Raw genomic sequence first — 13953 nt, forward strand, 5'->3', positions numbered from 1 at the left:
ATGTTCAAAGCTGTCCTGTTCGACATGGACGGCACGCTCGTCGACTCCGAAAAGCTGTGGGACGTCGCGATGCACGCCTTTTACGCCGAAAAGGGCGGGGTGCTGACCGACGCCGTGCGGGAGACGACGGTCGGCGGCTCGGCCGAGAACGTCATGCGGATCGTCTACGACGACCTCGGCCTGGACCCGACGCCGGAGTCCATGGCCGAGTCCGCGGACTGGTTGCACGACTACACCGGTGAGCTGTTCGAGCAGGGGCTGCCCTGGCGGCCGGGTGCGCAGGAGTTGCTGGAGACGTTGGCCGCCAGCGACATTCCGCTTGCGCTGGTGACCAACACTCGGCGGACACTGACCGAGCAGGCGCTGAAAACCATTGGTAGCCACTACTTCACGGTCACGGTCTGCGGCGACGAGGTGCCCGACGGTAAGCCGCACCCGGCGCCGTACCTGCGGGCCGCCGAACTGCTGGGGGTTGCGGCGGAGGACTGCCTGGCCATCGAGGATTCGGTGACCGGTGCGACGTCCGCCGATGCCGCGGGCTGCGTCGTGCTCGTCGTGCCCAACGATGTCGAGGTGCCCGACGGACCACGCCGCCGGCACATCGAGTCGCTGGCCGGCCTCGGGGTCTCCGACCTCCGCGACATCTACACCGAAATGTGTTCGTAGCCGCTGGTTCTGGTCCTGCGGCGCGGCCTGCTGTGCGATTGTTGACGCACCCCACGCAGCGTTGCGAAAGGACGTCCGATGTCCCATGGCCCGATCGGTGACGACACAACAGCGATCTTCGATGGCGAGGAGTTCGACTCCGGTCGCAGTGCGGTGCGCATAGCGTCGGTAGCCGCGCTCGGTGGTCTGCTGTTCGGCTATGACAGCGCCGTCATCAACGGTGCGGTGAAGTCGATCCAGTTGCACTTTGCGATCGACGACCAGTCTCTGGGGATCGCGGTGGCCTCGGCGCTGCTCGGTGCGGCCGTCGGCGCCATGACGGCCGGCCGGCTCGCCGACCGGATCGGCCGGCTCTCGGTGATGAAGCTGGCCGCGCTGCTGTTTCTGATCAGCGCGATCGGGGCCGGGCTGGCGTGGAACATCTGGGTGCTGGTTGCGTTCCGGGTCGTCGGGGGTCTCGGCGTCGGTATCGCGTCGGTGATCGCGCCGGCCTACATCGCTGAAACCTCCCCGGCGAGCATCCGTGGCCGGCTCGGGTCCCTACAGCAGCTGGCCATCGTCAGTGGCATCTTCCTGTCGTTGGCTGTGGATGCGCTGCTGGCGCATCTGGCCGGTGGCGCGAGCAACATGCTGTGGCTGGGCCAGGAGGCCTGGCGCTGGATGTTCATCCTGATGGCCATCCCCGCCGCCGTGTACGGACTGCTGGCCTTCACCATTCCCGAGTCCCCGCGTTATCTGGTTGCCACACATCGCATTCCGGAAGCGCGCAAGGTGCTCACCACGTTGCTGGGGGAGAAGAACCTCGAGATCACCATCGGTCGCATCCAGCAGACGCTCGAATCCGAAGAGAAGCCCACGTGGCGCGACATGTGCAAGCCCGGCGGCGGACCGCTGAGCCTCTACGGCATCGTCTGGGTAGGTCTGGCGCTGTCGGTGTTCCAGCAGTTCGTCGGGATCAACGTGATCTTCTACTACTCGAACGTGCTGTGGGAGGCCGTCGGATTCGACGAGAGCTCGTCGTTCCTGATCACCGTCATCACGTCGGTGGTGAACATCCTGACGACGGTCATCGCGATCATGCTGATCGACAAGATCGGCCGCAAACCGCTCTTGCTCATCGGCTCCGCCGGCATGACGCTGACGCTGGCCACCATGGCGGTCATCTTCGGCACCGCCCCACAGGTGAACGGGGTGCCGCAGCTCAGTGGCGTCGAGGGGCCCGTCGCCCTCGTCGCCGCCAACCTGTTCGTCGTCGCGTTCGGCATGTCCTGGGGACCGGTGGTGTGGGTGCTGCTGGGGGAGATGTTCCCCAACCGCATCCGGGCCGCCGCGCTGGGTCTCGCTGCGGCCGGCCAGTGGGTCGCCAACTGGGCCATCACCGTCACCTTCCCCGAACTGCGCAGCATGCTCGGCGTCGCGTACGGCTTCTACGCGCTGTGCGCGTTCCTGTCGCTGGTGTTCGTCGCCAAGTGGGTTCGCGAGACCAAAGGTGTTGCGCTGGAAGATATGCACGCCGAGTTGCTGGCGAAGTGAGGTCGTTGGGTGTGCCGGGTAGCTGATGTGGCTGACTCGGCTGACCTGACGGGCTGAATCCGGCCTCGAACCCCGTGAATCTCCACCAGATGGCTGATGCCCACGGTATTGACGTTCGAGATAATTACCGGCGGTGAGCGTTGGTGCTGCCGTGGTTCTGACGCTCCTTCGTGGAAGGGGTGCGCCATGGTCGACGCCGGTTCTCGTTGTGTGGCTCGTCTGAACGTCGTTGTCGCGGTCGCCACCGCCGCGATCGTGGTGATCGGCTTTGTGGGCGCGGCCCCTCCCGGCCGTGATTCCACGGTCAGCGTCAGCGCCGTCCGGCTAGCGGCCGCGAAGGCGTCGATGGCGGTGCAGTGGGCCGCGCTGGACCAATTCGCGGCCACCCACGCCGATTTGATGGCGGCCGCAGCGCACGTGGTGGTAGGTGGTGGCTCGAATCTCAGTGCTGCGGCCGCAGCGACGCCGAGGATCGGATCCGGCACGGCGCCAACGCCTCTGGCGGGGACCGGCACGGCACCAACGTCTCTGGCAGCCACGTCAACAGCGCTACCCACCCCGCAGCCCGCTGGCGCCGTAGCCGTTATCGAGCAGGCGATCGTGTCTGCGCTGTCGACGGCGTTCCTGACGTTGGCCCAGCCGCTGGTCAGTACGCCCCAGTTGGCCGCGATCTTCGGCCCCTTCGTGTTCTTGGGCATCATCTTGTACGGCTTGGTCGTGGGTGTGCCGCTCACAATTTTCAACTCCATCGCTGCCCCGATACTCAACTTGCTGCCGTTCGCGGCGGTGCCGGCACCGGTCTTCGCGGCGCCCACGCCGACGGCAGCCGAGTCGACTGGCACCGTCGCGCCCACCGTGACCGTCTCCGACCCGGTGACGCCATCTCCCAAGGCGACCCACAAAGGGCGGGCGTTGCCGACGTCGCGCACACCGAAAGGCGCGGTCGCGACTGCGGACACGACCGGTGACGACGTGGCGGGGCAGCTCAAGTCGACGGCGCGGCAGTCGGTGTCCCTCGGCCTGACGCCTGCTGCCGGCGGCCAGTCCCAGGATCGCGATGCCGGCGGCCCGGGTTCGGGATCGCAGGCGGGCAATCCCAAGGGTGCCGGCAAAGCGGGGGCTGCGCCGTCCCGTTCCTCGAAGGCGGGCCACGGTAGCCGGTCGGTTCGCGGTGACAAGGGCAACTCCTAGGAGCGGTTGGGTCTCGGCGTTGGCGTTGGCGTAGGCGGCTCTCGGGCGTGGCGGCTCTTTTTCGGCCCGTAGCGCCGCGGCGCGTGCGGCACTGCCGTCGCGGCATGGGATGCCGTGGCGGGTGCCCGATTAGCTTGCGGGCCTGTTTGTTTCACCGTCATCGTCTCCGCTCTCTGTCGGGTAGAGCGTGGGGTGGTGGTAGTGGTTGGTTCGGGGTTGGCCGACGTCCAGGAGTGGTGGTGGGGTCCAGTGGGTGCGGCCGTTCTTCATGGTGGTGGTCCAGCCGCCGGTGTCGGCGAGGCGGTTGTCGGGTCCGCAGGCCAGGGTGAGGTTGGTGATGTCGGTGGGGCCGTCATCGCGCCAGTTGGTGTTGACGTGATGGGCCTGGGAGCGGGATGCGGGGGCGGTGCAGTTGGGTTTGGTGCAGCCCAGGTCGCGGGCGAACAACGCCAACCGTTGCGCGGTGCTGGCGGTGCGGGCCGCTCGGCCCAGATACAGGGGTTGGCCGGTGTGCTCGTCGAACACCGCCAGGTAGTTGTCCGAGCCCTGGGCGGCCATCCGGATCAGGTCTTTCACCGGGAGCTTGGTACCGGTGTGCGTGAGCGCCATCCCGGCACGTTTTTCCAGCTCGGTGACAGTGCAGGTGCCGACCACCGCGACCGGGAAGCCGTTGTGCACCCCGGAGGTTCCCGAGGCCAGCATCATCCGGCCCACGAATTTGAAGGCGTCGTACTGCCGCTGCGCCACAGTTCTTGTGTCGTTGTCGATCTGCTCCTGCGTCGGCGTCCCCGAGAAGCAGGGGTGCGGGTCGGCGGGGTTGCACATGCCCGGGGCGGCGTACTTGTCGAACAGCACGTCCCAGTAGGCCCGGCCTTCCGGATCCAGTTCGGCGGTGACGTCGGTACGGCCGTCAGGTCGCTGCTTGCCCATGACGAACGACCGTTTCGGGTCGGGCTCATCGTCGTCGGGTTCGGGCCCGTCCTGATCGAGCCGGTACAACAAATCCGCCGCGGCTTTGCGCAGGTCTTCGGGGGTTTTCACCCTGGCGTCGGCCACCAGATCTGTTTCGCACTGGGCCAGGGTGACCGGGTCGGCCGCCCACAACGGGACCTTGCCGAAAAACCAGGTGATCACCGCGACGTGCTCGGCATTGATCGCCCCCTCAGCCAGGGCGGCGGCGACCAGCTCCCACACCGGGCCCAACGCCTCCCCGGTGATCGCCGAGCGCGGACCCAGGTGATCGCAGTCCCGCACCCGGCGGCGGGCCTCCTCCCGGCTGATGCGGTGCCGCACATGCAACACCTCAGGCCAATCCTTGGCCCCGATATCCTTGGCCGTCGCCTGGGTTTGTGCCGCAGCCAGAATCTGATGGTCGACCGCTTCGGCGGCGCACTTCAGGGTTTCGCGGCGGGACTGCAGCGCCAACAATGTCCGCACGTCCAGGCCGGTGTAGTCCAGGGACGCGAGCCGCGCGTGCGCAGCTTCGTAGGCGGCGTAGGCCTCCTCGACAGCGGCTGGATCGGTCAATCCCATGCATCGAACATTAGTTCGAAGCGCCGACAAGAAACCGCCAGGGATGTGACGCTAGTTACCCACTGTGACCAGCGGAATCAAAGTGACCAAAGTTTTTTCGAGAGCGGTTGTAGTCCCGCGGCCTGCCCCCAGGTGGCCACGTGCACGGCCCGCGCCCGCAGCGTGAAACAATTGCAGCCCGTGAAGACCTTCGATGCGCTATTCGCCGAGCTCAGTGAGCGAGCGAAGACCCGACCGGCCGGCAGCGGCACCGTCGCGGCGTTGGACGCCGGCGTGCATCATCTGGGCAAGAAGATCATCGAAGAGGCCGGCGAAGTGTGGATCGCCGCCGAGCACGAGAGCGACGACGAGCTGGCCGGCGAGATCAGCCAGCTCCTGTACTGGACGCAGGTATTGATGATCAAGCGCGGCCTGACCCTCGACGACGTCTACGGCAAGCTGTGACCGCCGCATCGAACGGCCTGCTCCGCGTTGCCGTCCCGAACAAGGGCGCGCTCAGCGAGTCCGCCGCCCACATCCTGTCCGAAGCCGGATACCGCCGCCGTACCGATCCCAAGGATCTGACGGTCGTCGACCCGGTGAACAAGGTCGAGTTCTTCTTCCTGCGCCCCAAGGACATTGCGATCTACGTGGGCTCCGGGCAGTTGGACTTCGGCATCACCGGCCGTGACCTGGCCGCCGAGTCGATGGCACCCGTCAACGAGCGGTTGGCCCTGGGGTTCGGATCCTCGACATTCCGTTATGCCGCACCCAAGGGTCGGGACTGGACCGTCGCGGATCTGGCAGGCAAGCGCATCGCCAGCGCGTACCCCAACTTGGTGCGGAAAGACTTGGCCGACAAGGGGATTGACGCCACGGTGATCCGCCTCGACGGCGCGGTGGAAATCTCGATCCAGCTCGGTGTCGCTGACGCCATCGCCGACGTCGTCGGATCCGGCCGGACCCTCGCACTGCACAACCTGGTGGCCTTCGGTGAATCGCTGTGCGATTCGGAAGCAGTTCTCATCGAGCGCGCCGACGTCGCGCCGGACCCGGCTCGCGACCAGCTCGCGGCCCGCATCCAGGGCGTCGTGTTTGGGCAGCAGTACCTGATGCTCGACTATGACTGCCCGCGCAGCGTTTTGGAGCAGGCGACGGCCATCACGCCGGGCCTTGAATCGCCGACCATCGCGCCGCTGGCTGACGCAGACTGGGTCGCGGTGCGCGCTCTGGTGCCGCGGCGCCAGGTCAACGCCATCATGGATGAGCTGGCGGCCATCGGGGCCAAGGCGATCTTGGCGTCCGATATCCGGTTCTGTCGCTTCTGACCCGTGCCGGTGTTAGCGTCGCCGTGAGGTCCGCAATCTGACGGAGGGTCACGTGACGCAAGCGCTGGTTCTGCTGTTCGCCTTACTCATTGGTGTGGTCGCGGGCCTGCGGGCGCTGACTCCACCCGCCGTGGTGGCCTGGGGTGCCAAGCTCGGCTGGTTGCCGCTGGTGGGTACCTGGGCCGAATGGGTCGGCAACTGGATCACGGTGACGGTGCTGACGATCCTGTTGGTGGTCGAGTTGATCACCGATCAGCTGCCCAAGACGCCGGCGCGAACGGTGCCGTCGCAGTTCGGGGCCCGGTTGTTCACCGGTGCGTTCGCCGGTGCGGTCATCGGCGCCGGGTGGCACCACACGTTCATCGGGATGGGCGGCGGCATGATCGGTGCGGTCATCGGGACGCTGGCTGGCTTTCATGCGCGCCGAATCCTGGTGGCGCGCAACGGCGGACACGACCTGCCGGTGGCGCTCGCCGAGGATGTGCTTGCGGTCGGTGGTGGCTTCGCGATTGCGGCCGTCGCACTGAGTGCCATCGGTCCGTATGTCGTCGTCTGAGTCCACCGCGTTCGACGCCATCATCGTCGGCGCGGGACAAGCGGGACCGCCTCTGGCCGGCAGACTCACCGAGGCCGGCCGGACTGTCGCCGTCATCGAACGCAAGCTCGTCGGCGGCACGTGCGTGAACTACGGCTGTATCCCGACCAAGACGTTGGTCGCCAGCGCCTACGCAGCACACCTGGCCCGCCGCGGTGCCGAATACGGCATCGGCACCGGCGACGTCACCGTCGACATGGCAAAAGTCAAGGGCCGCAAGGACGGGATCGTCACCGCAGACCGTGAGGGCGTCGAAAGCTGGCTGGAGGGCATGGACGGCTGCACGCTGCTGCGCGGCCACGCACGCTTTCTCGACCCACACACCCTCCAGGTCGGTGACCAGCAGATCACCGGCAAGCAGATCTTCCTCAACACCGGCGGACGCGCGACGGCCCCGGACATCCCCGGTCTGTCCGACGTCGACTACCTCACGAACGTCGGCATCCTCGAACTCGACACGGTGCCAGAGCATCTGGTGATCATCGGTGGCAGCTACATCGGTCTGGAGTTCGCGCAGATGTTCCGCCGCTTCGGCGCCGAGGTCACGGTGGTCGAGCGGGGACCACGGCTCGCCTCACGCGAAGACGACGACGTCTGCGCCGCTATCAAGAACATCCTCGAACATGAGGGCATCACAGTTCATCTGGGCGCCAGTGACATTCGGGTGGCCAAAGACGGTGACGGGGTGGCGGTCAGCACCGGCAGCGCCGTCGTATCGGGCTCGCACCTGCTGGTCGCGGTCGGCCGGGTGCCCAACACCGACGACCTGGGTCTCGAAAAGGCCGGGGTGGCGACGGATTCGCGGGGATACATCACCGTCGACGATCAGCTCCGGACGACCGCCGACCACATCTGGGCCATGGGCGACTGTAACGGCAAGGGCGCGTTCACCCATACGTCGTACAACGACTTCGAGATCGTCGCCGCCAACCTGCTCGACAACGAACCCCGCCGCGTCAGCGACCGCATCCCCACCTACGCCCTGTACATCGATCCGCCGCTCGGGCGGGCCGGCCTGACCGAGGCCCAGGTTCGGGAGTCGGGCCGAAAAGCGTTGGTGGGCAAGAGGCCGATGACCCGCGTCGGCCGCGCGGTCGAAAAAGGGGAGACACAGGGTTTCATGAAGGTCGTGGTCGACGCCGAGACCAACCAGATTCTCGGCGCGTCCATTCTCGGCGTCGGCGGTGATGAGGTGGTGCACTGCATCCTCGATCTGATGGCCGCCAAAGCCCCGTACACCACAATGACGCACACCGTGCACATCCATCCGACCGTCGCCGAGTTGGTGCCCACGATGCTCGAGGGGCTCAGGCCCCTGCAGTAACGGGCTCCGTAACAGCCTGTGCTGCAACACGTCCGGCGACCAGTTGCCGGGTGACCTCGGCGACCCGCCGGCCCAAGTGCTCGCACGTCGCGACATCGGACGGGTGCACCTGGTCGGGGTTCGCATCGACGTCGGTTGCCGCTGCGGCGCCGAGCCAGAAGCCCAGCCGGTTCAGTTCGTCCGCGCTTGCGGTGGAGTGATTCCAGCCCGGACCCAGGCCCAGGTTCACCCAGTGCATGTGATGCTGGGCGGCGAAGACCGCCAGCGAGACAAGCGAATTGAGCTTGTCGCCGCTCTTGCTCCCGGAGTTGGTGAATCCGGCGGCGACCTTGTCGCGCCATGTGCCCTGCTGGCACCGGCGGCCGGTCTGCTCGGCGAACGTCTGGAATGCCGCCGACACGTTGCCCATGTAGGTGGCAGTGCCGAAGATGATCGCGTCCGCGGTGTCCAGTGTTTGCCAATCCTCTTCGGTGAGATCACCCAACCGGATCAGGGTGACGGCCGCGCCGGCCGACCTGGCTCCGGCGGCGACTGCCTCGGCGAGGAACGCGGTGTGGCCGAACCCGGACTGGTAGGCGACAGCCACCGATGGGGCGTCGTGAAAGGTGTTGTCCGACATCGTGTGCTCCTAGGTGTTGGGACCTGCGGGTGGGGCGTCGAGCGGGCTGTGCCCGGCGATCTCGGCGTATCGCTCCAGCCAGCCGGGCAGGGGAGTGCCGTCGAGCAGCGCCTGCAGCCGGTCGAGGAAAGCCTGTGTGCCAGGCCGGAATCCGTTGGCGTTGGGCACACCGAGGCCGCGATGGGTCATGCGGAGCAGGGTGCCGGTGCCGTCGGCGGTGAGTTCGTAGCGGACCACGCCGGGTTCGACGATCTGTTGGTGCCATTCATGTTCGAACACGTGTGGCGGATCCCAGACCAGGATGCGGCCCGTCATGCGCTTCATGTCCGGTGGCACGGGCGGGCCGGAGGCGACCGTCTCGATCGAGCCGCCCTCACGTCCGTCGATGACGGTCTTGCCCATCCAGATGTCGCGATGCGCGGGCTCGGTGATCGCGGCCCACACCCGCTCGACGGGGTGCTTCAGGCGCCGCTCGAATGTGAGCGTTGCGCGGTCACCGTCGACCGTGACGACGCCCTCGAATTCATCGGTTGTCATGTTCCTCCTCGAATGTCGAATCCAGATGGCGCTCAAGGGCGTCCAGATGGTTGGTCCAGTAGCGGCGGTAGCGATCGATCCACTGGTCCATCTCGACCAGACCGTCGGCGCGTAGCGCGTAGATGCGTCGTTGGGCATCGGGCCGCACCTCGACCAGTCCGACTTCCCGGAGCACCCGGAGGTGACGGGAGACCGTCGGCTGGGTCAGTCCGGGGAGGGTGGCGACCAGCTCGCCCGCGGTGCGTTCGCCCTCGGCGAGTACGTCGAGCAGTGCGCGCCGGTTCGGTTCGGCAACCGCTTCGAACACGTCCATGAAGTCAGTATGCCTAGACGTCTATATAGATGCAAGTAGATATAGGCGGAGGCTTGAACGGCGAGGTTCGGTTGTCTGTCCGTTCTCAAACGTGACGTCACATTCTCAAAATCGATGTCCCACCGATGTCACCAATTGCCCCAGATATCAAGCAATGTCACAACCGCGTGGGTCCGCCCAAGCTGTTGCGCCTTGTTGTCTCGTGTCTCTAGATAAGAGATAACCCGTCCTCGTGCAATCGATCCGACATCGCGGGTGACGCACTAAGCAACCCTCGGCGACCGACACGGTCTTATCGTTTGCTTACGTTTCGGCCAGGCGCCGTATGGTGAATGAGACGTTCATCGCGAACGTTTCGGTGCACCCTTGCCGACACTCTAAGGGTGTCGGGGGAAACGCGACGATGACGGCGCTGCTGCTGACATTGGCGGGTTTGGCGTTCCTCGACTCGCTCAACGTCCTGAACATCGGCGTCGTCTCGGCAGTGATCTACGGCAGTCGATTGAATCGTCAGTCTGCGCTCCCGGGTGGAGTGAGCTTCATTGCCGGGGTCCTCGCGGTAACTACCACTTTCGGCCTGTGCGTCGTGCTCGGCTTGGGATTACTCACCGATCTGACCAGCTTCCATCTGACTCCTCCAGTGAGGTACTGGGGCGAGATGGTGCTGGGGCTGGTGCTGATCTTGCTGGCGTTCTTCCCGCTGGTTGCCCAAACGACTGCGCCAGGCTGGGCCCTGGCGGCGATGCGCCAGCGCCCGTGGTTGCTCGGATTCCTTGGCGCCGCAATCGGTCTCGGCCAGGCTCCTACTGCTGTTCCCTACTTGGCGGGCCTGGCAATGATCTCAGCCCTGCATCCGCGGCCGCCGACCTGGCCAGTAATCGTGATCGTGTACTCAGTCCTCACCATGTTGCCGTGCATGGTGCTCCTCGGCCTATCCACCAGCCGAAGTAAACGGGCCGACCAGGCGCAGCGCTGGTTGGTGCGAAGTCTCACCCGATACGGGCCGATCGGGGTGCGCCTCTTATTTCTGGTAGTTGGAGTGGCATTGTTCGCCGACGCCGTTGTTCACCGCGATCGATGGTGGTGACACCAAAATTGAGATGCAGGGCCGAGGCAGATTCTGACCATGCTCGTTTCGCTAGGAACGAGAGTTGTTTGGTGGTGGTCTAATCGCGGATATGTCTGAGCTGGTTTTCGCAGATGGCTCGTCGGGCGCGTTGGAGGCCGGGCAGTCACGGGCGGTCAGCCCACTGGCCCGCATCATCCTTCCTCGGCCGGGTGAGCCGCTCGACGTTCGCAAGCTCTATGTCGAGGAAGCAGAGACCAACGCACGGCGGGCCCACGCGCCCACCCGGACGACGTTGGAGATCGGCGCCGAGTCCGAGGTCTCGTTCGCGACATACTTCAACGCCTTCCCTGCCAGCTACTGGCGGCGCTGGTCGATCTTGGAATCGGTCGTGCTGCGCGTCGAGTTGACCGGCAGTGCCCGCGTCGACGTCTACCGCTCCAAGTCCACCGGAGCCCGGATCACGGTCGGCGGCGCCCCGATCCACAGTGCGACCGAGGGTGAGCCCGCGGTGCTCGAGGTCGAGATCGAGCTGACCCCGTTCGAGGACGGCGGCTGGATCTGGTTCGACATCACCACCGACGCGAAGTCCACGCTGCACCACGCAGGCTGGTACGCGCCGATCGCCGCGCCTGGGAGGGCGAACATCGCCGTCGGCATCCCGACGTTCAACCGGCCGTCGGACGCCGTCAACGCACTCGCCGCACTGACCTCGGACCCCGCGGTCGACGAGGTGATCAGCGCCGTCATCGTCTCGGATCAGGGCACCAAGAAGGCCAAGGATCATCCCGGGTTCGACGCCGCCGCGGCCGCGCTCGGCAATCGGCTGTCCATTCACAATCAGCCCAACCTCGGCGGGTCCGGCGGCTACAGCCGGGTCATGTACGAGGCTCTGAAGAACACCGACTGCGAACAGATCCTGTTCATGGACGACGACGTCCGCGTTGAACCCGACTCGATCCTGCGGGCGCTGGCATTCAACCGGTTCGCGAAGGTGCCCACGCTGGTCGGCGGCCAGATGCTCAACCTGCAGGAGCCCTCGCACCTGCACGTGATGGGTGAGATGGTCGACTCCGAGAACTTCATGTGGTCGGGAGCGGTCAACACCGAATACGACCACAACTTCGCCAAGTACCGGCTCAGCGACGAGGAGGAGTACCGCAGCAGGCTCTTGCACCGTCGTATCGACGTCGACTTCAACGGCTGGTGGATGTGCATGATCCCGAGCCAGGTCGCCGAGGAGTTGGGTCAGCCGCTGCCGCTGTTCATCAAGTGGGACGACGTCGAATACGGGCTGCGCGCCGGGGAACACGGCTATCCGACGGTGACGCTGCCCGGTGCGGCGATCTGGCACATGGCCTGGAGTGACAAGGACGACGCCATCGACTGGCAGGCGTATTTCCACCTGCGCAACCGACTCGTCGTCGCGGCCATGCACTGGGACGGCAACATTCGCGGCCTGGTGGCCAGCCACTTCAAGGCGACGATCAAACACCTTATCTGCCTTGAGTATTCGACCGTTGCCATCCAGAACAGGGCGATGGGCGACTTCCTGGCCGGGCCCGACCACATATTCTCGCTACTGGAGTCCGCGTTACCCGACGTCCGCAAGTTGCGCGCACAGTACCCGGACGCGGTGGTGCTGGAGAGCGCGACGGCGCTGCCCGCGCCGTCGGACAAGAAGTGGCGCAGGAAGGTCAACATCCCGACCAACCCGCTGGCGATCGCCACTCGGCTGAGCCGTGGTGTCGTGCACCAGCTCAAGCCGCACGACCCCATCCATCACCAGCGTCCGCAGATCAACGTCGCGACGCAGGACGCGCGGTGGTTCACCCTCTGCAAGGTCGACGGGGTGACCGTGACAACCGCCGACGGGCGCGGCGTGGTCTACCGTCAGCGCGACCGGGCCAAAATGTTCGCCCTGCTGCGCGAATCAGTCGGGCTCAGCATCCGTGTCAGCACCCTATTTCCAAGGATGCGCCGCACCTACCGCCACGCCCGACCGCGCCTCACAAGCCCTAGCACCTGGCAGCAGGTTTTTGAGGCGAGCAAGCCTATGTAGCTGAGACAAGTTCTGAGTCGTCCACATTCACTAGAAACGAGACACAGCCCGCTTCGCGAATAGCCTGGGCTCATGGGGGATGCACCAGTTCAGGTCACGCAGTACAACGCTGCATGGGCCGACAGGTTCGCTACGCAGCGCGACCAGTTGGAGGTCATTCTGCAGCCCTGGCTGTATGGCCCAGTCGAGCATGTTGGATCGACCGCAGTGCCAGGCTTAGCAGCCAAGCCCATCGTCGACATCGCCGCACCGATCAGATCGTTGGTCGAGGCACGCCGCGCGATACCCGTGCTGGAACGGTCCGGCTGGTTGTATTGGCCGTCCGATCCGAACAGCGCATGGCGGCTCTGGCTTCTGCGTCCGCGAACGGATACCCGAACGCATCACCTCTACCTGATACAACACGATGACCCACACCTACGGGAGCTGACCGCGTTCCGTGACCTGCTGCGGACAGACGCACTAGCGCGGCAGGCCTACGCAGCACTCAAAGAGCAACTGGCACAGCAGTATCGAACAGATCGTGAGGCGTACACCTCGGCGAAAACTGACTTTGTGACCGAGCTCTTGAAGCAGGTAGCCATCGAGATGCAGCCACGACCCAACGCCAGCCGGGATGCGGCAAAGGGCGACCAAATCAAAGTACTCGCGGCGCCCAGCAACGCCGCCGATGACGCCGCCGTGCGTCTGCTACTTGCGCTTGCGACCGGCGGCGGCCAGCCCCGCATTGCCGAGGCTGTCCTGCAATATCGGAATGACTCAGGCGCGAAGCTCTTCCCAGCGACACTGGGGAACGAAACGGTGGGCCTGGTGGGCTACAAGGTCGTGGCCGGCGCCATGGTGGTGCTTTTGCACCTCGCTGTCGCCTCACACGTTCGTCGTATGGGCATCGGCCGACGGTTACTAGTGAAGGTGCGCCGAACCGCGCCACCTGAGTTGCCAGTTGTCGCGGAGACGGACCGTGAGGCAGTCCAGTTCTACAGGGCCACAGGCTTCACGGTGACATCGCTCGGTGAGAAGTATCCGGGCGTAGAGCGATACCGCGCCGAACTCGGCCGCGCCACACGTGCCGATGACCGAGACTGGCGCTGAGCCGCCCACATTCTTTAGAAACGAGACAAGGGGTTTGACGCCACGGCCATGGCCTCGACACTCGCTCGCTGTACGCCACGTGATCGCCGAGCGGGCGGTGGAAATTGGTGTCGGG

At 65.6% G+C, this 13953-nt stretch carries 14 protein-coding genes; 10 read left to right on the top strand and 4 right to left on the bottom strand.

Annotated features, from left to right (window positions below; translation table 11 throughout):
• From H289_RS0125480 to H289_RS0125490, 3 genes are all read left to right on the top strand, one after another.
• Positions 1-666 (top strand): HAD family hydrolase, encoded by a 666-nt coding sequence (locus H289_RS0125480; protein ID WP_020103682.1) that lies wholly within the window; start codon positions 1-3, stop codon positions 664-666.
• A gap of 78 nt (positions 667-744) precedes the next feature.
• The gene (locus H289_RS0125485; RefSeq protein WP_020103683.1) at positions 745-2199 is read left to right on the top strand and encodes a sugar porter family MFS transporter; all 1455 of its coding nucleotides are present in this window, start codon (positions 745-747) and stop codon (positions 2197-2199) included.
• Positions 2200-2385: 186 nt separating this feature from the next.
• Positions 2386-3390 (top strand): hypothetical protein, encoded by a 1005-nt coding sequence (locus H289_RS0125490; protein WP_020103684.1) that lies wholly within the window; start codon positions 2386-2388, stop codon positions 3388-3390.
• A 129-nt stretch (positions 3391-3519) separates the two neighbouring features.
• Here H289_RS0125490 and H289_RS31370 read toward each other — a convergent pair whose 3' ends face one another.
• Positions 3520-4923 (bottom strand): HNH endonuclease signature motif containing protein, encoded by a 1404-nt coding sequence (locus H289_RS31370; protein ID WP_020103685.1) that lies wholly within the window; start codon positions 4921-4923, stop codon positions 3520-3522.
• 162 nt (positions 4924-5085) lie between these two features.
• On the opposite strand from H289_RS31370, the gene H289_RS0125500 reads away from it, so the two are divergent.
• The 4 genes from H289_RS0125500 to H289_RS0125515 are packed head-to-tail and all read left to right on the top strand — an operon-like array spanning position 5086 to position 8149.
• A complete protein-coding gene (locus tag H289_RS0125500) occupies positions 5086-5367 on the top strand; it encodes a phosphoribosyl-ATP diphosphatase (protein WP_029105736.1) in 282 nt (93 codons plus the stop codon).
• A 17-nt stretch (positions 5368-5384) separates the two neighbouring features.
• Positions 5385-6230, top strand: coding sequence for an ATP phosphoribosyltransferase (hisG, locus tag H289_RS0125505; RefSeq protein ID WP_029105737.1), 846 nt, complete (start codon positions 5385-5387; stop codon positions 6228-6230).
• 52 nt (positions 6231-6282) lie between these two features.
• Positions 6283-6786 carry a DUF4126 family protein gene (locus tag H289_RS0125510; RefSeq protein ID WP_020103688.1) on the top strand — a complete coding sequence of 168 codons (504 nt, stop codon included), beginning with the start codon at positions 6283-6285 and terminating at the stop codon, positions 6784-6786.
• Positions 6773-8149, top strand: coding sequence for an FAD-containing oxidoreductase (locus tag H289_RS0125515; protein ID WP_020103689.1), 1377 nt, complete (start codon positions 6773-6775; stop codon positions 8147-8149). The genes H289_RS0125510 and H289_RS0125515 overlap by 14 nt, the downstream gene beginning before the upstream one ends.
• Here the strand turns inward: H289_RS0125515 and H289_RS0125520 are convergent.
• The 3 genes from H289_RS0125520 to H289_RS0125530 are packed head-to-tail and all read right to left on the bottom strand — an operon-like array spanning position 8133 to position 9618.
• Positions 8133-8768, bottom strand: coding sequence for a flavodoxin family protein (locus H289_RS0125520; protein WP_020103690.1), 636 nt, complete (start codon positions 8766-8768; stop codon positions 8133-8135). The genes H289_RS0125515 and H289_RS0125520 overlap by 17 nt on opposite strands.
• Before the next feature lie 9 nt (positions 8769-8777).
• The gene (locus tag H289_RS0125525) at positions 8778-9305 is read right to left on the bottom strand and encodes an SRPBCC family protein (protein ID WP_020103691.1); all 528 of its coding nucleotides are present in this window, start codon (positions 9303-9305) and stop codon (positions 8778-8780) included.
• On the bottom strand, positions 9292-9618 hold the full coding sequence (locus H289_RS0125530) for an ArsR/SmtB family transcription factor (RefSeq protein WP_020103692.1): 327 nt from the start codon (positions 9616-9618) through the stop codon (positions 9292-9294). The genes H289_RS0125525 and H289_RS0125530 overlap by 14 nt, the downstream gene beginning before the upstream one ends.
• Positions 9619-10021: 403 nt before the next feature.
• On the opposite strand from H289_RS0125530, the gene H289_RS0125535 reads away from it, so the two are divergent.
• From H289_RS0125535 to H289_RS33500, 3 genes are all read left to right on the top strand, one after another.
• Positions 10022-10705 (top strand): GAP family protein, encoded by a 684-nt coding sequence (locus H289_RS0125535; protein WP_029105738.1) that lies wholly within the window; start codon positions 10022-10024, stop codon positions 10703-10705.
• Between the two features lie 91 nt (positions 10706-10796).
• Positions 10797-12746: a glycosyltransferase gene (locus H289_RS0125540; RefSeq protein WP_020103694.1), complete on the top strand. Its 1950-nt coding sequence runs from the start codon at positions 10797-10799 to the stop codon at positions 12744-12746.
• A 72-nt stretch (positions 12747-12818) separates the two neighbouring features.
• Positions 12819-13838, top strand: a complete 1020-nt coding sequence (locus H289_RS33500) for a bifunctional GrpB family protein/GNAT family N-acetyltransferase (RefSeq protein ID WP_020103695.1) — start codon at positions 12819-12821, stop codon at positions 13836-13838.
• The last annotated feature ends 115 nt before the right edge of the window (positions 13839-13953 follow it).

Origin of the sequence: Mycobacterium sp. 360MFTsu5.1 (assembly GCF_000383495.1) — a bacterium.
Classification (GTDB): domain Bacteria; phylum Actinomycetota; class Actinomycetes; order Mycobacteriales; family Mycobacteriaceae; genus Mycobacterium; species Mycobacterium mucogenicum_B.